This is a genomic window from Bacillus sp. ISL-7, assembly GCF_018613065.1.
The window spans coordinates 65,180-88,420 of the sequence record NZ_JAGGQW010000046.1 but is presented as its reverse complement, the minus strand read 5'-3'; the positions used below and the strand labels follow the sequence as shown (position 1 = coordinate 88,420).

Below are 23,241 nucleotides of genomic sequence, written 5' to 3'. Positions count from 1 at the left end.
TCTAACTTTTTTAGTCATAAGAAATTTAGAGAAAGGGAAATGTACTTGACAATGCATTGAAAGGGTGGGGAAAGGTGAAAACAATATCCAAGCTGTATAGTACGGAACAAAGATACGCCTATTTATTTATAGCAGCACCAGTTTTAGGGTTTCTCATATTTGCAATGGGTCCTTTATTGTATTCGATCTACGGAGCATTTACGGATTGGAACGGTTTAGGACAAATGAACTTTATTGGCTTGGAAAACTTTAAGAATGTATTCCAAGATGAATACTTCTATAAGTCTATGTATAACACCATCTTTATGATGCTGGGGATTCCTATTGGTATTGTATTAGCATTATTACTTGCCTTAGCATTAAATAGAGGAATTCCTGGAACTAATACTTTCCGAGTTCTATATTATATCCCGGTTATTTCTTCACTCGCTGCTATTTCGATTTTATGGCAATGGGCATACAATGGCGATTATGGTTTAGTAAACCAGTTTCTAGATTTATTTGGCATTAAAGGTCCAAACTGGCTGCAAAATACATCCACAGTAAAACCAGCCTTAATAATTATGGCAGTATGGAAGGGCTTAGGCTATACGATGTTATTGTATTTAGCAGCACTTCAAAGTGTGCCGAAATCCTTTTATGAAGCGGCTAAATTAGATGGCGCGAACTCATTCCAAGCATTTTGGCATATTACCTTACCAATGGTGAAACCTGTAACCTTCTTTATTATTGTAACCAATATTATTGGCGGTGCCCAAATTTTTACTGAAATTAACGTTATGACACCAACTGGCGGTCCTGAATTTGGTTCCGCATCCGTTGTATTCTATATATGGCAGAAAGCATTTGGTAACTTCCAATTAGGTTATGCATCGGCCATGGCCTTGGTACTGGGACTTTTCATCTTTATTATTACCTTGATCCAATTTAAGATAAACGAGAAAAATTCTTTTGAGTTGGATTAAAAAATAGGTGAATAAAAGAGTAATAGAAAGGGGCTTGAAAAAATGGAAGTTGCAATTGCAAAAAAGACAGTTAAAGCAGAACCAATGTCTGAAAAAAAGAAAAATAGAATTACGAATATATTTGTTTTTGCCTTACTTAGTGTTGGAGCAATCTTCATGGTAGCTCCGTTATTGTGGATGTTTTCCACTTCCCTTAAATCGAAGGAAGATGTATTTGCTTTACCACCAGTGTGGATTCCTCATACCATTTCATTTAGTAAATATCTTGAAATCTGGGATATGGGGCCGCTATTATCTGGTATCGGTAATAGTTTAATTGTAGCTGTTACAGTTACTGTAATCGGAACATTCACTTCCAGTTTAGCTGCGTTTGCATTTTCGAAACTACACTTTGCTGGAAAGAATAAAATTTTCATCATGCTCTTTGCATCCGTAATGATTCCGTATCCTGTTGTTATGATTCCTCAATTCATTATGTTTTCGAAAATTGGCTGGATCGATAGTTTATTACCATTAATTATTCCTGGATTGTTTGGTAATATATTTATGATTTTCTTTTTACGACAATTCTTAACCAGCATTCCAAACTCAATCATTGAAGCGGCGAAAATTGATGGATGCTCTTATTTCCAAATCTTTTATAAGATTATTTTTCCATTAATTAAACCAGCGGTAGCTGCACAATTAATTCTATGGTTCATGGGAATCTGGAATGATTATTTAGGTCCGATTCTTTATTTGAACTCACCAGAAAAACAAACATTGCAATTAGTAATTGCAAACTTTAACGCATCATACGCGATTCAAAGTGACTATCCGCTGATTATGGCGGCTTCCATGGTGGCGTTATTGCCGATGTTAATCGTATTTATTATCTTCCAAAAACAAATCATTGAATCAATTGCGATTTCTGGTGTGAAAGGTTAATTCCATTAAATTAATGCTAGTGCATTTATAATTGTTATTTACAGTTTAATAGTAGGTAAACTGAAAGGCACTTATTATCATTAATTTTTGATAAGTGCCTTTTCTTATATCGTACCAATACTGGGAGAATATAAAAATGAAAACTAAAACAAAAGTAATCCTGTTTGGCTTGTTGATAGCGATATTCATCGTTCCAGCTTCCATATTAGCTTATCAACACTATCAACCAAAGGAAGATGATTTTACCGGAATAAAACTGCCTTCAGCACCTGCAAAATCTCCAGTTAAAAATGTTAATACGGATGTTCTTTACGATGAAAAGAAATGGACGACAAATTTCACCCATGATGGGGCAATAATTAAAGCGGATGGCTGGTATTATGTGTTCTCTACAGATTATATGGTGGGGGCACCGCCAACTCCGGGGGTCCAAATAAGAAAATCCAAAGATCTGATTCATTGGCAATTTGTTGGCCGTGTTTTTGAACAAGTTTCTCAAGAGGCGTGGACCTGGACACATGGAACGACATTTTGGGCACCGAACGTCATTCAAATGAATGGGAAGTACTATTTATATTATTCTGTTTCTGAAGTAGGGAAAAGGAACTCTTATATTGGTCTAGCGACAAGTGACAAGATCGAGGGGCCCTGGAAAGATGAAGGGGCTGTCTTTAAATCGCAAGAAGGCGACGGAAATACGGTTAATGCGATTGACCCAGACATAATATTTGATAAAAGTGGTCAGCCGTGGATGGTATATGGATCTTATTTCGGAGGGATCTTTGTTACAAAGGTAGATAAAACTACAGGGAAACCAGGAAATCCTAGTGATCAAGGAACGTTGCTTGCCCAAAGGAAAGACATGAACTCTGGAATTGAAGGTCCAGAAATCATCTATAACAAAAAAACGGGTTATTATTATTTAACTGTCTCTTATGACTGGCTGGAAGATACGTACAACGTGAGAGTCGCCCGGTCTAAAAACATAACAGGACCATTTTTAGACTATAACAATGAGGGTATGATTGACCTTAGCGACGACTCTTTTAATACTGGAAATAAAATTGTGGGTCCTTATTCCTTTGGAGACGATCCGGGATGGCTGGGAACAGGACATAATGGATTACTTCAAGATGGAGACAATTACTATCTGATTCACAATGCCAGAGCCGGAGAGGATAAGTATTGGTCCCATTTGCATGTAAGAAAAATTGTCTGGACCGATGATGACTGGCCGGTAGTTTCCCCTGAACGATTTGCTGGCGAAACAGAGCAAATAGTAAAGGAGTCCAATCTCGTTGGAAATTGGCAACAGATTATCCTCAACCGATTCGATGATGGAATCCAAAATTCCACCAAATTTCAATTACTACCTAATGGGGAGATTAAGGATGGTAGTGGAAAAAGTCAATGGAAGTTAACAGCGAAGAACACTTTGAAGTTATCTATCTATAATCCCGAGGAAGCTCCTAATGGCTATTGGAAGTTTACTGTAAAAGTCATTCCCGGATGGGATTGGGAGAACTGGAACGGTACTTTGGTCTTCACTGGAATGAATCAAGAAGGTACCGTTATCTGGGGAAAGAAAATCATAAACAAATAATCAAAAAACTAATTAAAGTTTTAAAAGTAATGATGGGGAGAGGAAATATGAAGGTAAAAGGATTTGAACTAAACCAAGCCTGTATCACTGGCGGACCACTTAAACATGCAATGGAATTAAATAAAGAATATTCGAGGGAGAACACGTGGGATTAGGAGTGTATGAAACAATTAAAGAAAACTTGAATTAATTTTAAAAATACCATTGAAAAAAAACTGATAGATGGTAAAATTTAATCAATGTTATACGTACAAGTTGAAGTTGTTTAGGTGACTTGTAAGGATTAATGATAAGGTTTTCAACTTTATTAAACTATCTTGTACGTATAATAAAACTATTATTATAGAATTAGTGAACAAGCTATTAATCTTGCTTAGATTAAATAAAATTTTTTATCAGTTTTGTAAACGTATTCTTATTAAGGACAGGTGATTTTCATGGCGAAGTATACGATCGGTGTAGATTATGGCACACAATCAGGAAGAGCTGTACTTGTTGAAGTAGAAACCGGCAGAGAAGTGGCCTCAGCTGTAAAACCATACACACATGGGGTTATGGATGAATTTTTACCTAATGGAACTACGAAATTAGAGCATGATTGGGCCCTGCAGCATCCAGCAGATTATCTTGAAGTATTACAGATTACCGTACCAGAAGTATTAAAAAACGCACAAGTTTCAGCTGACGATGTTATCGGCTTAGGGATTGACTTTACTGCTTGTACGGTCCTTCCAATTGACGCAAATGGAACTCCATTATGCTTTAAAGATGAATTTATTAACCACCCACATAGCTATGTGAAACTTTGGAAGCATCATGCGGCACAAGATGAGGCGAATCGCTTCAACGAAATTGCCGAAGCACGTGGAGAAAAGTTCTTACAGCGTTACGGCGGGAAAATCTCTTCTGAGTGGCTATTTCCAAAAGTATGGCAGATTCTAAATGAGGCGCCTGAAATTTATGATGCGGCAGATCAAATATTAGAAGCAACTGACTGGGTGATATCAGAGTTAACAGGTCAAATCAATCGGAATAGTTGTACAGCTGGATACAAAGCAATCTGGCATAAGCAAGATGGATATCCATCCAATGAATTTTTCAAGGCACTTGACCCACGCTTAGAAACTGTTATAGAAGATAAACTTTCTACAAAGATTGTTCCGATTGGTTCTAAAGCCGGGGAAATTACTGAAAAGGCTGCTAAGCTTACTGGTTTAAATCCTGGTACAGCAGTCGCAGTTGCTAACGTAGATGCACACGTTGCTGTACCTGCAGTAGGGATTACTGAACCAGGTAAATTGTTGATGATCATGGGAACTTCTACTTGTCACATCCTTTTAGGGGAAGAAGAAAAAATTGTTCCAGGTATGTGCGGCGTTGTTGAAGATGGCGTTATCCCTGGATATATGGGTTATGAAGCAGGTCAATCCTGTGTAGGAGACCATTTTGAATGGTTTACAGAAAACTGTGTTCCTGTAAGCTACCACGAAGAAGCAAAAGAAAAAGGAATCAATATCCATCAATTATTAACAGAAAAAGCAAGCCAGTTACAAGTTGGTGAAAGCGGTCTCCTTGCGTTAGATTGGTGGAACGGTAATCGTTCAACCCTTGTAGATGCTGATCTAACTGGTGTTCTTCTTGGTGCTACTCTTTTAACTAAGCCAGAAGAAATCTACCGTGCATTAATTGAAGCAACTGCTTATGGTACACGAATGATTGTAGAGACCTTCCGTCAAAATGGCGTACCGGTAAATGAAGTATATGCAGCAGGCGGTATTGCTGAGAAAAATGCGATGATGATGCAAATTTATGCGGATGTATTAAATATGGATATTAAAATCTCAGCTTCTTCACAGACTCCAGCCCTTGGTTCTGCGATGTTCGGAGCAGTTGCAGCTGGAAAAGAGCGCGGCGGTTACGATCATATTACAGATGCAGCCAAAGATATGGGAAGAGTAAAAGATTATATCTATCAGCCAATTAAAGATAATGCAGGGGGTTACGATCAACTTTTCAATGAATATGCACGCCTTTACGACTACTTTGGCCGTGGCGAAAACAATGTCATGAAAACGTTGAAAAAGATTAAAAAGGAAAGCTCTTTTGAGAAGAAGGAGGAAGAAACAGTATGTTAGAAAGATTGAAAAGAGAAGTATTGGAAGCTAATTTACAACTCCCAGAACATGGTTTGGTTACTTTTACTTGGGGAAATGTGAGCGGGATTGACCGTGAAACAGGTCTTGTGGTTATCAAACCAAGTGGTGTTCCGTATGATGAGTTACAAATTGATGATCTTGTTGTCTTAAATTTAGATGGAAATATTGTTGAAGGGTCATTAAGACCTTCTTCAGATACACCCACACATCTTGCTTTATATCAGGCACTCCCGCTAATCGGCGGAATTGTTCATACACATTCTCCAGGGGCTACAAGCTGGGCTCAAGCAGGACGTCCAATTCCAGCACTTGGAACAACTCATGCGGATTATTTTTACGGAGAAATTCCATGTACACGCACCCTGACTAAAGAGGAAATTGACCGGGGATACGAGCTTGAAACAGGAAATGTCATTATAGAAACATTTGAAAAAGAAGGACTTGACCCTGTTGCAATGCCTGGAATTTTATTATCAGGTCATGCTCCATTTAGCTGGGGGAAAAATGCAAACCAAGCCGTTCACAATGCTGTGGTTTTAGAAGAAGTGGCCAAAATGGCATTAAACACTTTTATCCTAAACCCGCAAATTAAACCTATTGACCAATTCTTGCTTGATAAACATTATCTTCGTAAGCATGGTGCAAATGCCTATTACGGACAAAAGTAGACTTAGAGGAAAGCAACCGCTTTAATCAGGGATAACTTGTACGGATAACTGGTTATAGATTACTAATTAATTATTACCATAAAAATATCTTGCATTTACTTAGGAGGAATTATCTTGTTAACAACAAAAGCTTATGAATTCTGGTTTGTAACAGGAAGTCAATTATTATACGGAGAAGATGTACTACGTCAAGTTGAGGAAAACTCAAAAACCATCGTAAACGGGTTGGCTGGTGATTCTGCAGTAACTTATAAGTTGATTTTTAAATCAGTAGTAAAAGATTCTGATTCAATTCGCAAATTGATTCTAGAAGCAAATGCTGATGAAAATTGTGCGGGTATCATTACTTGGATGCACACATTCTCACCATCAAAAATGTGGATTGCAGGTCTTTCTGCACTACAAAAGCCTTATCTGCATTTAGCTACACAATTTAACCGTGATATTCCTTGGGATTCAATCGATATGGATTTCATGAACTTGAATCAGGCTGCACATGGTGACCGTGAACATGGATTCATCGCAGCAAGAATGAATGTAAAACGTAAGGTTGTAGTTGGTCATTGGGAAAATCCAGAAGTAAGAGAACGTGTTGGAAGCTGGATGAGAACAGCAGTAGCATTTGAGGAAAGCAAAAACCTTAAGGTTGCAAGATTTGGTGATAATATGCGCCAAGTAGCGGTAACAGATGGTGATAAGGTAGAAGCGCAAATCAAGTTTGGCTGGACAGTAAACGGTTACGGAGTAGGTGACCTCGTGCAACGCATGAACGATGTAACTGAACAAGAAATTGACCAGTTAATGGCTGAATACGAAGAGCAATACGATATTACTCAAGAAGGACTTACTGATGGTCCAGTTCGGGATTCCATCCGTTATCAAGCTAGAGTTGAACTTGGTATGAAAGCATTCTTAACTGAAGGAGGTTATACTGCATTCACAACTACTTTTGAAGATTTACATGGTATGCGTCAGCTACCTGGTTTAGCTGTACAGCGTTTAATGGAACAGGGCTATGGTTTTGCTGGTGAAGGTGACTGGAAAACCGCTGCTCTTGTTAGATTGATGAAAATTATTGCGGGTAATGAAGGAACTTCCTTCATGGAAGATTACACGTATCATTTCGAGCCAGGTAAAGAAATGGTCCTTGGTGCCCATATGCTGGAGGTTTGCCCAACCATTTCAGCAACACGTCCAAAAATCGAGGTTCATCCACTTGGAATTGGTGGTAAGGAAGATCCTGCTAGAATCGTGTTTGATGGAAGAGGCGGCTCTGCACTAAATGCAACCATTGTTGACCTTGGACACCGTTTCCGTCTGCTTGTAAATGAAGTGGATGCTGTACAGCCGGAAAAAGATATGCCAAAACTTCCTGTTGCACGGGTATTATGGGAGACTCAGCCATCATTAAGCCAAGCGGTTGAAAACTGGATCCAAGCGGGCGGAGCACACCATACAGGCTTTTCTTATAAGGTAACAGTAGAACAGCTTAGAGATTTTGCTGAACTAACTGGAATTGAGTTCCTCCTTATTAATAACGACACAAACACTCATACTTTCAATAACGAAATCCGCTGGAATGATGTTATTTTTCGGTAATAAGTGGCACTAATTAAGTAATCTTTTTAACTATAATAAGCAGGGCTATTAGAAAAATAATAGCCCTGCTATTAAGTTGACACATACATTTCTAGGATTGCTAAAGAATATGGATTTACCCCTGATAGCATCATAAACAAAATCAAAGACCGTCTATAAATTTCTTTTAATAAACCAATAATACAAGAGTTGTGGACTCCTTTTAAATTCTATCAATCTAAAAAATGGAGGCGTTAATGTTGGCGAATAATGTAATTATCAACACGGATATTCAAAAAGGAAAAATCAATAAAAATATCTATGGCCATTTTGCAGAACACCTTGGAAGATGCATTTATGAAGGCATTTGGGTTGGTGAAGATTCTTCCATCCCAAATACAAAGGGTATTCGTAATGATGTGTTAGCAGCATTAAAGAACATTATGGTTCCAGTACTCCGCTGGCCGGGCGGATGTTTCGCCGATGAATACCACTGGAAGGATGGCATTGGTCCTAAGGAAAACCGCAAGCGCATGGTTAATACCCATTGGGGCGGTGTCGTAGAAAACAACCATTTTGGTACACACGAATTTATGCTTCTCTGTGAATTATTAGAGTGTGAGCCATATATTTGCGGTAACGTGGGAAGCGGAACAGTTCAAGAAATGTCTGAGTGGGTTGAATATATGACATTTGAAGGCGAATCACCAATGGCTAACTGGCGCCGTGAAAATGGCCGCGATGAGCCATGGACACTAAAGTATTTCGGCGTGGGTAACGAAAACTGGGGTTGCGGTGGAAACATGCGTCCTGAATATTATGCTGACCTTTATCGTCGTTATCAAACCTATGTAAGAAATTATGGAAATAACAAAATCTACAAGATTGCCGGCGGTGCCAATGTAGATGACTATAACTGGACAGAAGTGTTAATGAAAAATGCCCACTGGTTAATGGATGGGCTAAGCCTTCACTATTACACCATTCCAGGAGATTTCTGGCTGGGTAAAGGATCTGCTATTGATTTTCCGGAAGATGAATGGTTTATTACCATGAAAAAAGCACTTTATATGGATGAGTTAATCACAAAACACAGCACCATCATGGATAAATATGATCCACAAAAACGCATTGGCATGATCATTGACGAGTGGGGCACATGGTTTGACGTAGAACCAGGTACAAATCCAGGATTCTTATATCAGCAAAATACAATCCGTGATGCGCTAGTAGCCGGATTACATTTTAACATTTTCCATAACCATGCGGATCGTGTTCAAATGACAAACATTGCTCAAACAGTAAACGTGCTTCAAGCGATGATTCTAACAGAAGGCGAGCAAATGATCCTTACTCCAACCTATCACGTGTTTGATATGTACAAGGTTCACCAGAATGCCGAGCTTTTAGCAGTTGATTCATCATTTGGCACTTATGAGTACAATGGTGAAACATTGCCGCAGGTAACTGTATCCGCATCTAAAAACGCTGAAGGTAAGATCCATGTAAGCTTATGTAATATCGATCACCAAAATGGGGCTGAATTGGATTTAGATCTACGCGGCGTTAATGCAGCAAATACAAAGGTGTCAGGCACCATTATCACTGCCGACACGATGAATGCTCATAACACATTTGAACAGCCGGATGTTGTTAAGCCAGTTGAATTCACTAGTGTAACAGTGGAAAACAATAAATTGGCAATCAAGCTTCCACCTATGTCTGTTGTGACCTTATTAATTGAGTAAAAGGAAGAGGGGGGATTACAGTGAAGGAAAAAAGTCTGTGCAAAGGCTGCGTGGAAAGTGTCATGGTAACAGAAGAGGTCATTCAAGAATTAGTAAAAGAAGCCGAAGAGGATTCATCTGTTATTGTTTCTGACGAGGTCTACCAAGCAAGATTAAAGAATTGTGAAAGCTGTCCTTCCCTTCAATATGGTACCACTTGTGCTCATAGCGGATGTATTGTCCGCTATCGGGCCAAGTTTAAAAACAAAAGCTGTCCATTTGCAGGAAAACCAAAATGGGAAAAAGTTGGTTAACCGTTAAATAGAAACGATTTGGCAGTATTTTTATTATAGTAGTTTTTCCGTTTACTAGACTATTAATGAAGCATGGGAGGAAAACTGAACATGACCACTAATAAGGCAAAAATGATCTTAGAAAAGGATTTTAAGATCTCTGAAATTGATAATCGTATTTATGGGTCTTTTGTTGAACATTTAGGACGTGCCGTATATGGCGGTATTTATGAACCAGGTCATCCTCAAGCAGATGAAAATGGCTTCCGTCAAGATGTAATTGAAATGGTAAAAGAACTTCAGGTTCCCCTTGTTCGCTACCCAGGCGGAAATTTTGTTTCAGGCTATAACTGGGAAGATGGAGTAGGTCCTCTTGAAAATCGCCCACGTCGATTAGAATTGGCTTGGCGTACAACCGAAACTAACGAAATGGGAACAAATGAGTTCATGAAATGGGCCCAGCTGGTAAACGCGGATGTAAACATGGCCGTTAACCTCGGAACACGCGGGATTGATGCTGCTCGAAATTTAGTCGAGTATTGTAACCATCCCGGCGGCTCTTACTATAGCGATCTACGAAAATCCCATGGAGTAAACGATCCTTATAACATTAAGACTTGGTGTTTAGGTAACGAAATGGATGGTCCATGGCAAATCGGTCACAAGACGGCTGCTGAATATGGCCGCCTTGCCCAAGAAGCGGCAAAAGTAATGAAGTGGGTTGATCCTACAATCGAGCTTGTTGCATGTGGAAGTTCACACCGAAATATGCCGACTTTTGCAGATTGGGAAGCAACTGTCCTTGACCATACCTATGATCATGTCGAATTTATTTCGCTTCACCAATATTACGGCAACCATGATAATGAAATTTCTAACTATTTAGCCCTCTCTTTAGAAATGGATGACTTTATTAAATCTGTCATTTCCATTGCCGACTATATTAAAGCAAAAAAACGCGGCAAAAAGAATATTAATCTATCATTTGACGAATGGAATGTTTGGTACCACAGCAGAGAGCAGGACAAACTGATTGAACCGTGGAGTATTGCACCGCCACAGTTAGAAGATATCTATAACTTTGAAGATGCTTTATTAGTAGGCTGTATGCTGATTACTTTATTAAAGCATGCCGATCGTGTGAAAATTGCCTGCCTTGCTCAATTGGTAAACGTAATTGCGCCCATTATGACAGAAGATAACGGACCTGCTTGGAAGCAAACTATTTTCTATCCATATATGCATACCTCAGTATTCGGCCGTGGCGTATCATTAAATCCAATCATCTCAAGTCCTAAGTATGATAGTAAGGATTTCACTGATGTTCCATATTTAGAGTCAACGGCTGTTTACAATGAAGAGCAAGAAGTATTAACAATCTTTGCGGTAAACCGTCACCTTCAAGAGGGCTTAGATCTAGAGGTCGATATCCGTAACTTCGAAGGCTACGAAGTAGTTGAGCATATTGTTCTAGAAAATGATGATATCAAGCAAACCAATTCAGCTAAAGGAACACCTGTTGCACCTCATTCTAACGGAAATGCAAAGACCGAGAATGGCGGAGTGACAGCGGTACTTCCGAAATTATCTTGGAATGTAATCCGTTTAGCTAAACGCAAGTAATCCATGTATTCCATCTCCTTTTTAATCCCCCTGATTGAAAGGAGATGGAACTATTTTTGTATATGGATGTTATCGATACGAGCGAAAATAGAGGAAAGAAAGGCAGGATCAATATGAAAGTTATCCAAGAAAAGTTTGGTCAAATAAACAATCAAACTTTCAATTCATATACACTTGTCAACGACCATGGTTTTGAGCTGACATGCATTAATTATGGTTGTATTATTACTAAAATCATCACTCCTGATAAAGAAGAAAACTATGAAAATATTGTTTTAGGCTATGACACGTTAGAAGAATATCAAAATGGCAGTTATTTTTTTGGAACGGTCGTGGGACGTGTAGCGGGCCGGATAAAGGGTGGATCGTTCGAGCTTGACGGAAAAACATATACCTTGGCAAAAAACGAAAACAACAACCATCTCCATGGGGGTAATAAAGGGTTTGATAAAGTCATTTGGGATGCCTCCGTTACAGAGAACGACGAAGAAGTAAGTGTTCAATTTTCATACCTAAGCCCTGATGGGGAGGAAGGTTACCCTGGAAATGTAAATGTAAAGGTAACCTATACAGTCAATAATCATAATGAACTGACCATCCAATATTCTGGATTATCGGATGAAAGTACACTATTAAATATGACCAATCATTCCTATTTTAACCTAAGTGGAAATATTAAACGGGATATTCTCAACCATTCTCTATCTATTAAGAGTGATAAGTTCCTAGAATTAAATGATGAATTACTTCCAACCGGAAAACTGCTGGACGTTGAAGGCACACCATTTAATTTTACTAGTAATAGATTCATTCAATCCGGGGTTGACTCCAATTATCCTCAAAATCAATTAGCCGGTAATGGGTACGATCATCCCTTTTTACTAACATCAAACCATGACCAGGAAATTATTCTTAAAGATTCCGAGAGTGGCCGTACATTGACAATTGAAACAGATGAGCCTGGAGTAGTCGTTTACTCTGGAAACCAAATAAAGTCAGAAGGTGAGATTTATGGTGTTCCTTCCCGTAAATACCTTGGCATTTGTTTAGAAACCCAGGGGCTGCCAGATGCCATCCACCATCCTAATTTTCCTTCTTGGGTCCTTAAAAAAGACCAAGTGTACACATCTGTAACAAAATATAAGTTCGGGCTAACAGCAAATTAAGTAAAGCAAGAATTAGGGTAAAGTTTTGAAGGAGCAGGAGGAACAATAATGGAAAGAGTAATAACAGAAATTATCAGTCTAGCAAACAGTTGTGACTGCGGCAATCATCATAATGGGATACCGATTGAGACAATTTTAGTTGGCAACAATGTATTAAGGGAAGCAGCAGTCTACTTAGAAAGAAAAGCTTTTAAAAAGGCAGTCATCATTGCAGACGAACATACTTTTCGTGTTGCTGGAGCAGACCTAACCAAATATTTATCAGCAACTAAGGTTGGTTATTCTACCTGTTTATTAAAGCCTGACGAGAATAATGATGTAGTGGCAGACGAAAAGTCTTTAGTGCAAGCATTGTTAGATACTTCTCAAGATACTGATGTCATTATAGCTGTAGGTTCTGGTACCATCCATGATATCGCTCGCTTTACAAGTACTAAGATAAAAATTCCGTTCATTTCTGTCCCTACTGCTCCTTCTGTCGATGGCTTTACATCAATGGGAGCACCATTAATTGTTAGAGGAATAAAGCAAACTTTTCAAATGATGGCGCCAATTGCGGTATTTGCTGATTTACACGTATTTCGAAATGCACCAAAGAAAATGATTGCAGCAGGATTTGGGGATATGTTAGCCAAATATACATCCCTGGCAGATTGGAAGTTTGGAAATCTGACTGTCGGTGAGCCATATTGCCCGCAAGTTGCAAAAATTACAAGAGAAGCACTTGATATATGCGTTGAAAAAGCAGATAAAATTGCCGCTGCAGACGAAGAAGGCATTCGTATCCTAATTGAGGCCCTCATTAAATCCGGTTTAGCCATGTTATTATTTGGCCAATCCCATCCTGCTTCTGGAGGGGAACATCACCTTTCACACTATTGGGAGATGGAATTTATACGACAAAACCGCCCGCAAGTCCTTCATGGGGCAAAGGTAGGGGTGGCGGTTTCTCTCCTAGCGGATGTATATGAAAGGGACTTTATCCAACTAATTTCGGAATTTACAAAATTAGAGGATAGTATTAAAACAACTGAAGATGATAGTCTCGTGAAAAATATTAAAGAAAACATTCAAGATATTAGAGCTTTATACGGGGCTATTCCAAAAGCTTCTCAACTACGTGAGCTTATAGAACAAGTTGGAGGCGAAACAATGCCGGGACAATTGGGAATTGACGACGATCTTCTGGTGCGAAGTTTATCCGAAGCTCATCAGCTAAGAGACCGTTTCACAGCTCTAAAGTTTCTAAATGAAGTAGTCAAAGTTAATCATCAAGTAAAAGTTAGAAATTAACCGGAAAAGGTGATCAATTATGCCAAAGGCTGAAACATTAAATAATCCCATTGTCGAGCAGCGTGCCGATCCATGGGTATATAAACATACAGATGGTTACTACTATTTCACAGCATCGGTTCCAGAATATGACCGGCTTGAAGTCAGAAGGGCGGCAACAATTCAGGGATTAGGTGAAGCCGAGCCTGTAGTTGCTTGGAGAAAACATGAAAAAGGCCCGATGAGTGCGAATATTTGGGCACCTGAGATTCATTTCATCGACGGAAAGTGGTATATCTATTTTGCGGCTGCTAGAGCAGACGAGATTTTTGACCATCGTATGTATGTGATTGAAAATGATTCCGAGAACCCGCTTGAAGGAACTTGGGTAGAAAAGGGGCAAGTGAAAACAGATTGGGAGTCCTTTTCACTTGATGCCACTACCTTTGAGCATATGGGGCAAAGATATTATGTTTGGGCACAAAGAGACCCTGGAATTGTTGGAAACTCTAATCTTTACATCGCTAAAATGGTGACTCCGTGGAAGATTGAAGGTCCTCAAGTAATGATTACAAAACCTGAGTATGATTGGGAGACCATCGGCTTTTTAGTGAACGAAGGTGCAGCAGTCTTAAAGAGAAACGGAAAAATATTCATCTCCTATTCTGCGAGTGCCACAGATTACAATTATTGCATGGGTCTCCTGTCTGCAGATGAAAATAATAATTTATTAGACCCAACATCTTGGAAAAAATCAGAAACACCTGTGTTTCAAACAAATGAAGAAACAAGCCAATATGGACCAGGACATAACAGCTTCACGGTCTCTGAAGATGGAAGCCAAGATATTCTTATCTATCATACGCGTAACTATAAGAATATTGAGGGTGACCCGTTATGGGATCCAAACCGCCATACTCGGGCTCAGATTTTTACTTGGAACGAAGATGGTACACCGAATTTTGGCGTTCCGGTAGCAGATGCAAAATAATTTAGAATAGCTGACATCTTTTTATAGGGGAGATATCATGGTAAAAGTAACAATCGAAGAAGCCAAAACATCAAAGGATCTGATTATCGAGCAAAGAGCGGATCCATGGGTATATAAACATACGGACGGATACTATTACTTTACTGCATCTATTCCTGAATATGACCGCATCGAGGTTAGACGTTCAAAAACAATCCAAGGCATAGCGGATGCAGAAACCGCGGTTGCTTGGAGAAAGCATGAAACAGGACCAATGAGCGCACTGATTTGGGCACCGGAGATTCATTACATTAATGGCAGCTGGTATATATATTACGCGGCTGCGCCATCAAAGGAAATTATTGATGGACTTTTCCAACACCGCATGTTCGTAATTGAAAATAAATCTACTAACCCGCTAGAAGGAAAATGGGAAGAAAAGGGGCAAATCAATACCGATTGGGAATCATTTGCCCTAGATTCTACTTCTTTTGAGCATAATGGACAGCAATATCTTGTTTGGGCTCAAAAGGATCCTAACATCAGAGGTAATTCCAATCTATACATTGCACCATTAGAAAACCCTTGGACCATCATAGGACCTCAAGTGATGATTGCAAAACCAGAATATGATTGGGAAACGATTGGCTTCTGGGTAAATGAAGGACCAGCGGTTTTAAAGAGAAACGGTAAAATATTCATTTCTTATTCGGGAAGTGCTACCGACGAAAATTATTGCATGGGACTACTAACTGCGGATGAAAACAGTGATGTAATGAATCCAAACTACTGGAGTAAATCTACAGAACCTGTATTCAAAACTAACTATGAAGCAGGCCAGTACGGTCCTGGTCATAACAGCTTTACAGTTTCTGAAGACGGAAGCAAGGATATCCTTGTCTACCACGTGAGAAACTATACAGAGATTGTTGGAGACCCGCTCTATGATCCGAATCGGCACACATGTGCGAAAGAGTTTACCTGGAATCCGGATGGAACTCCAAACCTTGGGCTTCCTAAGTAATTAAATAAAACGGACATTCAGTGCATTTACAAAAAAAGAGAGAAAAAGATTCATATCATCTTTTTGATATGAATCTTTTTCTGTAGGAGGTGAAGATAAAAAATGGGAAATTCAATTGATCAAAATAATAGAAAAATAACTTTACTTGCCATTACCTGGCCAATTTTTATTGAATTGCTGCTTCAAATGATCATGGGGAGCACTGACACCATCATGCTGTCGCATATTTCTGATGATATTGTGGCCGCTGTCGGAGTGGCAAATCAACTTGTCTTTTTTGGTATTCTAATATTTAGTTTTACTGCAACTGGGACGGCTGTACTTATTTCACAATATTTAGGAGCTGCCTTGAGGGAAGGTGCTAAACAAGCGGCTGCTGTCTCATTATCGATCAATTTGATAATTGGCTTAGTTGTAAGCTGTTTAATGGTCATTTTTAAAGGCCAGCTATTAGAGTTATTCCACCTTAAAGATGATATTGCCGCGATAGGTTATGAGTATCTATCGATTGTCGGCGGAACCTTATTTTTACAGGCCATCTTAATTACTGTTTCTTCTATTCTTAGGGCAAATGGATTTACCAGAGAAGCCATGTTTGTATCGATTATTATGAATGTGATCCATTTAGCGGGAAACAGTTTGGTTATTTACGGCTTATTCGGATTCCCTGAAATGGGAGTAAAAGGGGTAGCCCTTTCAACTGCTTTTAGCAGGGCGTCAGCTCTCATTATTGCCTTTATTCTTATGTATAAGCGGCTCCCAATAAGAATTAAACGAGAAGATTATTTTCATTTCGATTTACCACTTATTAAAAAAATCCTAAAAGTTGGTATCCCAGCTGCCGGGGAACAAATCAGTTACAATACCAGCCAAATGGCCATGACAGCCATTACAGCTATACTTGGAGCAGCTGCCTTATCTACTCGTGTTTATACTTGGAATATTATGTCCTTTATTATGCTGTTTGGATTAGCGATGGGACAGGGGACACAAATCCTAATAGGATACCGTGTTGGATCGGGAGACTATGAAGGAGCGTATCGTCAATTATTTAAGAGCCTTAAATCCAGTTTTGTTATTTCCATTTTAGTTTCCATTTTAGTTTCTTTTTTCAGAGAAGACTTAATGAGTCTGTTTACAAATAATAAAGAAATTATTCATACAGGCAGTACTTTATTATTATTATGTTTAATTCTTGAACCAGGCAGGACCTTCAATTTAATCGTAGTAAATTCACTGAGGGCAACTGGGGATGCCGCTTTTTCTGTAAAAATGGGGGTTTTTTCCATGTGGGGGCTTGCTGTTCCAATATCTTATATCTTAGGAATTCATTTTGGTCTGGGCTTAGCGGGAGTATGGATTGCCTTTATCGTAGATGAGTGGTTTAGAGGGATTGTCATGTATTTTAGATGGAAGAGCAGGGCATGGGAGAAAAAGGTATTAGTCGTAAATAAAAAAGCTGCAGCTGTAAGTTCCTAATATATGAAACAACTAAAGAAGGAGGAAGGATAAATGAAATATCGAAAACTTGGAAATAGTGGTTTAAAGATTAGTGAAATTGGTTTAGGCAGCTGGTTAACCTACGGAAAGGCTGTTAGCAACCAAACCGCATATGATTGTATTCATAAAGCCTATGAACTAGGCATCAACTTTTTTGATACTGCTAACGCGTATGAAGGGGGAAAAGCAGAAGAGGTGCTGGGCGAGGCATTAAAAGCTTATCCGAGAAGCAGTTACGTCGTAGCAACCAAACTATTTTTCCCAATGGGAACTGGGCCAAACGAACGCGGACTTTCCAGAAAACATATCTTGGAACAATGTGATGCCAGCCTAAAACGTTTAGGGTTGGATTATATTGATCTTTATCAATGTCACCGTTTTGATCCGGAGGTGCCCGTTGAGGAAACCTTATACGCTTTAGATGATTTAATCAGGCAAGGGAAAATATTATATGCCGGTGTAAGTGAATGGAGTGCCGCACAAATTGAAAACGCGGTGGGGATTGGAAAGGCCAATTATTTAAGACCAATAATATCCAATCAGCCCATCTATAATATGCTTGAGAGATATATAGAAAACGAGATACTGCCGGTTTGTACCGAAAAAGGACTGGGGCAAATCGTCTTTTCACCATTAGCTCAGGGGATATTAACGGGGAAATATAAACCAAATACTGAAAAACCAGAGGATAGCCGGGCAGCTAATGATGCGACCAACTGGGTTATCAATAGCTATTTTAGGAATGATGTACTTGAATCTGTGCAAAAGTTGAATGAGCTGGCTAGTGAATTGGGAGTTACGTTAAGTCAGTTATCACTTGCTTGGATTCTTCGTCTTCCAAGTATTAGTTCGGCTATTATCGGAGCCAGCCGGCCACAGCAAATTGAGGAAAATGTTAAAGCGGTTGATATTGAATTAAGTAATGACGTTTTACTGGAAATTGAACAAATTCTTGGAGAAATAAAGGATTTTGCTCCTTTAAGGTAGTTTGGAAAGCCCATTATGATCATTTTCTTGATCATAATGGTGCTTTTTTTATTAAAGTAATTATAAATATGAAGCTAAATCGGACGATTGCGTTTTTTCTACTATTATGAGTTATTTATCGGGATTTTTCCTATATATTGTTTTCGAAACTGATTAGGTGATAAACCCTCTAGTTTTTTAAAGGTTCTACTAAAATAGGCGGATTGAGTAAACCCACAGCTTTCTGAAATTCTATCAATATTCCAATCGGTTGAAACTAGTAAGATCTTTGCTTGATCCATTCGAATTTTATTAACATATTCAATCGGTGTGCAGCCAAATGCCTGAATCATGCATCTTGCAATATGGTTTGGATGGAATCGAAGCGCATGACCAAGATCCTCATATGTAATCTTTTTTGCATAATTCTTTCTCAAATAAACGGCAGCTTTTTCTGCAACAGCCAAGGCAGGCATAGAGTTAGCTAAGTGCAAATGATTTGAAAGTTCCTGAAGCAATTGTTGAAAGAGTACTTGTCGCTGCCATTCCCCGGAGTAAATCGATTCATTTTCGGATGTAATAATTTTTGAGCACAGCCTTTCAACAGCTTCGGGATTGGATAATTGACAAAATTTAGGTAGTGTTATTCCGAAAGGGTTTTCAGAAAAGACGTTTCTGCATTCTGAAGCTTTTTTCTCATTGTTATGAAAAGGTTTAGAGATGGTAAGATCCTTCCATCCTTTCGATGCAATGAAATGAAACCAAAAAAAATGGGTAACTTGATCACACGGTGAGATTGAAAAATGATGCCGATCTGGGGAGAGGATAAGGGTCTTTCCTTCACAAACCTGAAATTTATGATAGTCTTCACCCATGTGTAATTGTCCTTTTGTAACCACTAATAAATCAAAAACACCAATGTTGTTCCGGTTTATATGTGATTCGCCAATATCGAAGGTATGTTCTCCTGCCGCAAGAAGAGTCGGCAAAGGAGGGGCTAGTAATTGGAGCATTTTCTTTCTCCTCCAATGTTAGGATTGTGCAATTTTTTGTTATGATTATACATTTAATTCTGTAATTATAACACTATAATAGGTTAATGAATGTTTTTATTTTTATAATTGAGGTGAAAGAAACATGGGTGAAAAATAAACAAACTCTTACTATGGTCCTAATATTCCAATGCTCTTACATATAATGGGAAATCCAATAATATGATGTATTTATGTTTAAAAGCTCTTCAGGGAGGAGGAAGTCGATCATGCAAAGCATGCGTTGGGCATGGGGGTATATAAGGAATTATCGTGTTAGATTATTTTTTGGTCTTTTTTTGGCTCTTGTTGTTTCCATATTAAATATGATCAATCCATATATCGCGGGTAAAATCATTGATAAGGTCATTTATGGACATCAGAAAGGTCTAATATGGTATCTTTTGGGGTCAATGATCATCGTAACTCTAGTTAAAACCATTATCCGCTATAATTATCAATTGATTTTTGAAGTTATTTCTCAAGGTGTCATATTTACGATAAGAGGGCAGATGTATGACCGGCTTAACCAGTTGGATTTCAGTTTTTATGACCGGACCAAAACGGGAGATATTATGGCCCGAATGACCGGTGATATGGAAGCTGTAAGGCATTTTACGGCTTGGGTTATTTATATGATTTTTGAAAACCTTACCATTTTACTATTTGCGATTGGGTTTATGTTTTATATTAACCCGCTATTAGCATTGGCCATGCTGGCAGTTACACCAATTATCGGCTTTTTTGCGACACGGTTATCCTTTACCGTTAAACCTACTTTTTCGGCGATCAGGGGCCAGTTTGCCAGGCTGAATTCAGTAGTGCAGGAAAACATTAGCGGGAATCGAGTCGTTAAGGCCTTTGCGAAGGAAGATTACGAGATTGAAAAGTTTTCAGTAGAAAATGAGGCCTTTAAGGAGAAGAACCTTGCCTCCGCAAGAGTTTGGGAGAAGTATCTGCCCGTCCTCGATTCACTAGCGGGAGTATTAACGATTGTCATGATTTTAGTGGGAGGCACTATGGTCATTAATCATTCCCTTACTTTAGGTGAATTAGTGACATTTAATTCGCTGATTTGGGCATTAAATAATCCAATGCGTATGGCTGGATGGTTAATCAATGATGTTCAGAGGTTTATTGCTTCAGCTGAAAAAGTGGAAGATTTGTTAAATACAAAACCAAAGATCAAAAATGAAGGAAAAAGATTTAATGTAAAGCACATCAATGGGGTAGTGGATTTTAATCAGGTTTCGTTTAGCTATGGTGACGAACCGGTTTTAAAGGATATCAGCTTTAAAGTGATGCCAGGACAAACGGTTGGTATTATCGGACCAACCGGTGCAGGAAAATCCACATTAGTCAATCTTTTAAGCAGATTTTATGATGCAACAAGCGGGGAAGTAAGAGTCGATGGTCTTAATGTAAAAGAATGGGATATCGCTAAATTAAGGGATAGCTTGGCAATGGTAATGCAGGATGTCTTTCTTTTTTCAGATACAATTGAAGGAAATATTGCCTACGGGAACCCAGAAGCTACCTTAGACGCAGTACAATCTGCTGCCAACATGGCAGAGGCCGATGATTTTATTTCCAAGCTCCCAGAAGGATACGACACCATTATTGGGGAACGGGGGGTAGGTCTTTCCGGAGGTCAAAGACAAAGGATTGCGTTAGCCCGGGCGATTCTAAAAAATCCATCCATCCTGATCCTGGATGATACAACATCAGCTGTGGATATGGAAACAGAGCTACGTATCCAACGAACATTAAAGTCCATTTTAAAGGAGAAAACCTGTTTTATTATCGCTCATCGGATTTCATCTGTAAAAGAGGCAGATATAATTCTGGTAATGGAAAATGGCACGATTATTGAAAGAGGAAAGCATAAAGAACTGCTTGCGAAAAAAGGGTATTACTATAAAGTGTTTAGGAACCAAAATGGGAATTTTGATGGTAAGCACGATGGTGAGGATGTGATATATCTCAATGGCGCGCAATAAATTTGATGTAGATGAAGAATTGGAGTCCCCGTTTAGTTTTATTCATCTTAAGCGGATGTTTACTTATTTAAAACCTTACAGAAAAAAGATCCTTTTAATCGTTTTTATCATGCTGATTGCTAGCTCCGCCAATTTAATCGGTCCTTATTTGATTAAAAAAGCCATTGACGAGAAGATTCCAAATAACGATGTTGCTGGTTTATGGGGTCTGGCCGGAATTTACTTAATCGCCCTCTTTATAACCGGAATTTGCATGAAATTTAAGATTAGAATGATGTCTCAGATTGGGCAAAGTGTCATCCTTCATATTAGGAAAGATTTGTTTACCCATTTGCAAAAGCTATCCTTTTCATTTTATGACAGCCGGCCGCATGGGAAGATTTTAGTAAGAGTCGTAAACTACGTAAACTCATTAAGTGATCTATTATCTAATGGACTAATTAATTTGATTACTGACCTTTTCAGTCTTTTCGTGATTATCGGTTTTATGTTAGCCATTGATGTAAAGTTAACGCTTATGGCCATGCTGGGTTTTCCAATCCTTGCAGCAGTAATCCTCCTTATAAAAAATGCCCAGCGAAAGGCATGGCAAACGTTAAGTAACAAACAATCCAATATGAATGCTTATATTCACGAAAGTATCAATGGAATTAAAGTGACTCAAGCTTTTACGAGAGAAGAAGAAAATAAACGCATTTTTAATAATGTATCTGAAAGTTATCGCAGCTCATGGATGAAGGCAGTACGAATTCAGTTTCTGTTATGGCCTTCGATTGAAAACATTTCAATACTGACAACCTCATTAATATATCTTGTTGGTATATCGCTGATTGGTAATGGCGTATCAGTTGGGGCTTTGGTGGCATTTGTCGGCTATATCGGAATGTTTTGGGCACCAATCGCAAATATAGGGAATTTCTACAATGCGATTATTAATGCAACAGCCTATTTGGAACGAATTTTTGAAATGATTGATGAACAACCAACGGTCAAAGATCGTCCGAATGCTGTAGAACTTCCTTTAATCAAAGGAAAAGTAGAATTTAAAGATGTTATTTTTGGATATGAAGATGGGGAACAAATCCTAAAGAACATTAATTTCTCTGTCAATCCGGGTGAAACGATAGCTCTAGTCGGGGCAACTGGTTCGGGTAAGACAACGATCGTCAGTTTGCTAAGCCGCTTTTATGATGTAAGCAGAGGACGAATTGAAATTGACGATATCGATATTAACACGGTCACTATTCCATCTCTCAGGAAGCAAATGGGTGTCATGCTTCAAGATCCGTTTATTTTTTCCGGCACGATTATGGATAATATTCGGTATGGACGGCTTGATGCTACAGATGAAGAAGTAATCGAAGCGGCGAAAGCGGTTCAAGCACATCCATTTATTAGCGGATTGTCAGATAGATATCAAACAGAGGTCAACGAAAGAGGCACAAGGCTTTCCACTGGTCAGAGACAACTCATCTCCTTTGCCCGTGCACTGTTAGCTGATCCGAAAATTTTAATCCTGGATGAGGCTACATCATCAATCGATACGGAAACCGAGCTTGCCTTGCAAAAAGGACTTGAGACTTTACTGGCGGGCAGAACTTCCTTTATAATTGCGCATCGCCTTTCCACGATTCAAAATGCAACACGCATCCTTGTGATTGATAAGGGCAGAATTATTGAGGAAGGCTCTCATCAAGAATTAATGGATCGAAAGAGTTACTATTGGAAGCTGCATCAATCACAGCATAAATCTTTAGAAGTGGGGTAGCTGC

At 38.8% G+C, this 23,241-nt stretch carries 18 protein-coding genes; 17 read left to right on the top strand and 1 reads right to left on the bottom strand.

The genetic code is table 11. The features are described 5' to 3' along the window. Positions 1-74 precede the first annotated feature (74 nt). The 15 genes from J7E66_RS18420 to J7E66_RS18350 all read left to right on the top strand — a co-directional run bounded on the left by J7E66_RS18420 (position 75) and on the right by J7E66_RS18350 (position 18,459). Entirely contained in the window at positions 75-965 is an 891-nt protein-coding gene (locus tag J7E66_RS18420) for a carbohydrate ABC transporter permease (protein WP_215002494.1), read from the top strand. Between the two features lie 84 nt (positions 966-1,049). Beyond that, on the top strand, positions 1,050-1,892 hold the full coding sequence (locus J7E66_RS18415) for a carbohydrate ABC transporter permease (protein WP_215002708.1): 843 nt from the start codon (positions 1,050-1,052) through the stop codon (positions 1,890-1,892). 136 nt (positions 1,893-2,028) lie between these two features. Then, complete coding sequence (locus tag J7E66_RS18410; protein ID WP_215002492.1) at positions 2,029-3,495, top strand: arabinan endo-1,5-alpha-L-arabinosidase; 1,467 nt, start codon at positions 2,029-2,031, stop codon at positions 3,493-3,495. 437 nt (positions 3,496-3,932) lie between these two features. After that, positions 3,933-5,630 (top strand): ribulokinase, encoded by a 1,698-nt coding sequence (gene araB, locus J7E66_RS18405; protein ID WP_215002490.1) that lies wholly within the window; start codon positions 3,933-3,935, stop codon positions 5,628-5,630. Continuing rightward, positions 5,624-6,319: an L-ribulose-5-phosphate 4-epimerase gene (araD, locus tag J7E66_RS18400; protein WP_215002488.1), complete on the top strand. Its 696-nt coding sequence runs from the start codon at positions 5,624-5,626 to the stop codon at positions 6,317-6,319. The genes araB and araD overlap by 7 nt, the downstream gene beginning before the upstream one ends. Positions 6,320-6,433: 114 nt before the next feature. Then, positions 6,434-7,918 (top strand): L-arabinose isomerase, encoded by a 1,485-nt coding sequence (gene araA, locus J7E66_RS18395; RefSeq protein WP_215002486.1) that lies wholly within the window; start codon positions 6,434-6,436, stop codon positions 7,916-7,918. A gap of 236 nt (positions 7,919-8,154) precedes the next feature. After that, positions 8,155-9,645, top strand: a complete 1,491-nt coding sequence (locus tag J7E66_RS18390) for an alpha-N-arabinofuranosidase (protein ID WP_251032990.1) — start codon at positions 8,155-8,157, stop codon at positions 9,643-9,645. Between the two features lie 20 nt (positions 9,646-9,665). Continuing rightward, entirely contained in the window at positions 9,666-9,938 is a 273-nt protein-coding gene (locus J7E66_RS18385; RefSeq protein WP_215002482.1) for a DUF6171 family protein, read from the top strand. Between the two features lie 90 nt (positions 9,939-10,028). Further along, positions 10,029-11,540 carry an arabinosylfuranosidase ArfA gene (arfA, locus tag J7E66_RS18380; RefSeq protein WP_215002480.1) on the top strand — a complete coding sequence of 504 codons (1,512 nt, stop codon included), beginning with the start codon at positions 10,029-10,031 and terminating at the stop codon, positions 11,538-11,540. A 113-nt stretch (positions 11,541-11,653) separates the two neighbouring features. Beyond that, positions 11,654-12,706 carry an aldose epimerase family protein gene (locus J7E66_RS18375; RefSeq protein WP_215002706.1) on the top strand — a complete coding sequence of 351 codons (1,053 nt, stop codon included), beginning with the start codon at positions 11,654-11,656 and terminating at the stop codon, positions 12,704-12,706. Positions 12,707-12,754: 48 nt separating this feature from the next. Beyond that, positions 12,755-13,999 carry a sn-glycerol-1-phosphate dehydrogenase gene (locus J7E66_RS18370; protein ID WP_215002478.1) on the top strand — a complete coding sequence of 415 codons (1,245 nt, stop codon included), beginning with the start codon at positions 12,755-12,757 and terminating at the stop codon, positions 13,997-13,999. Between the two features lie 19 nt (positions 14,000-14,018). Then, on the top strand, positions 14,019-14,969 hold the full coding sequence (locus tag J7E66_RS18365) for a glycoside hydrolase family 43 protein (protein ID WP_215002476.1): 951 nt from the start codon (positions 14,019-14,021) through the stop codon (positions 14,967-14,969). Positions 14,970-15,006: 37 nt separating this feature from the next. Then, positions 15,007-15,972, top strand: coding sequence for a glycoside hydrolase family 43 protein (locus tag J7E66_RS18360; RefSeq protein ID WP_215002474.1), 966 nt, complete (start codon positions 15,007-15,009; stop codon positions 15,970-15,972). A gap of 102 nt (positions 15,973-16,074) precedes the next feature. Next, positions 16,075-17,451, top strand: coding sequence for an MATE family efflux transporter (locus J7E66_RS18355; RefSeq protein ID WP_215002472.1), 1,377 nt, complete (start codon positions 16,075-16,077; stop codon positions 17,449-17,451). Positions 17,452-17,484: 33 nt separating this feature from the next. Next, positions 17,485-18,459 (top strand): aldo/keto reductase family protein, encoded by a 975-nt coding sequence (locus J7E66_RS18350; protein WP_215002470.1) that lies wholly within the window; start codon positions 17,485-17,487, stop codon positions 18,457-18,459. Between the two features lie 104 nt (positions 18,460-18,563). On the opposite strand, the gene J7E66_RS18345 is transcribed toward J7E66_RS18350, so the two are convergent. Then, the gene (locus J7E66_RS18345; protein WP_215002468.1) at positions 18,564-19,451 is read right to left on the bottom strand and encodes a helix-turn-helix transcriptional regulator; all 888 of its coding nucleotides are present in this window, start codon (positions 19,449-19,451) and stop codon (positions 18,564-18,566) included. A gap of 248 nt (positions 19,452-19,699) precedes the next feature. Here J7E66_RS18345 and J7E66_RS18340 point away from each other — a divergent pair, with 248 nt between their 5' ends. Then, on the top strand, positions 19,700-21,469 hold the full coding sequence (locus J7E66_RS18340) for an ABC transporter ATP-binding protein (protein WP_215002466.1): 1,770 nt from the start codon (positions 19,700-19,702) through the stop codon (positions 21,467-21,469). Beyond that, on the top strand, positions 21,456-23,237 hold the full coding sequence (locus J7E66_RS18335; protein WP_215002464.1) for an ABC transporter ATP-binding protein: 1,782 nt from the start codon (positions 21,456-21,458) through the stop codon (positions 23,235-23,237). The genes J7E66_RS18340 and J7E66_RS18335 overlap by 14 nt, the downstream gene beginning before the upstream one ends. Positions 23,238-23,241 lie beyond the last annotated feature (4 nt).

Bases quoted from the DNA above. Each gene is read 5' to 3' on its own strand.
- J7E66_RS18370 (WP_215002478.1), top strand. From the start codon at position 12,755: ATGGAAAGAGTAATAACAGAAATTATCAGTCTAGCAAACAGTTGTGAC.
- J7E66_RS18365 (WP_215002476.1), top strand. From the start codon at position 14,019: ATGCCAAAGGCTGAAACATTAAATAATCCCATTGTCGAGCAGCGTGCC.
- J7E66_RS18355 (WP_215002472.1), top strand. From the start codon at position 16,075: ATGGGAAATTCAATTGATCAAAATAATAGAAAAATAACTTTACTTGCC.
- arfA (WP_215002480.1), top strand. From the start codon at position 10,029: ATGACCACTAATAAGGCAAAAATGATCTTAGAAAAGGATTTTAAGATC.
- araD (WP_215002488.1), top strand. From the start codon at position 5,624: ATGTTAGAAAGATTGAAAAGAGAAGTATTGGAAGCTAATTTACAACTC.
- J7E66_RS18335 (WP_215002464.1), top strand. From the start codon at position 21,456: ATGGCGCGCAATAAATTTGATGTAGATGAAGAATTGGAGTCCCCGTTT.
- J7E66_RS18350 (WP_215002470.1), top strand. From the start codon at position 17,485: ATGAAATATCGAAAACTTGGAAATAGTGGTTTAAAGATTAGTGAAATT.
- araB (WP_215002490.1), top strand. From the start codon at position 3,933: ATGGCGAAGTATACGATCGGTGTAGATTATGGCACACAATCAGGAAGA.
- J7E66_RS18345 (WP_215002468.1), bottom strand. From the start codon at position 19,451: ATGCTCCAATTACTAGCCCCTCCTTTGCCGACTCTTCTTGCGGCAGGA.
- J7E66_RS18390 (WP_251032990.1), top strand. From the start codon at position 8,155: ATGTTGGCGAATAATGTAATTATCAACACGGATATTCAAAAAGGAAAA.
- J7E66_RS18360 (WP_215002474.1), top strand. From the start codon at position 15,007: ATGGTAAAAGTAACAATCGAAGAAGCCAAAACATCAAAGGATCTGATT.
- J7E66_RS18415 (WP_215002708.1), top strand. From the start codon at position 1,050: ATGTCTGAAAAAAAGAAAAATAGAATTACGAATATATTTGTTTTTGCC.
- J7E66_RS18410 (WP_215002492.1), top strand. From the start codon at position 2,029: ATGAAAACTAAAACAAAAGTAATCCTGTTTGGCTTGTTGATAGCGATA.
- J7E66_RS18375 (WP_215002706.1), top strand. From the start codon at position 11,654: ATGAAAGTTATCCAAGAAAAGTTTGGTCAAATAAACAATCAAACTTTC.
- J7E66_RS18340 (WP_215002466.1), top strand. From the start codon at position 19,700: ATGCAAAGCATGCGTTGGGCATGGGGGTATATAAGGAATTATCGTGTT.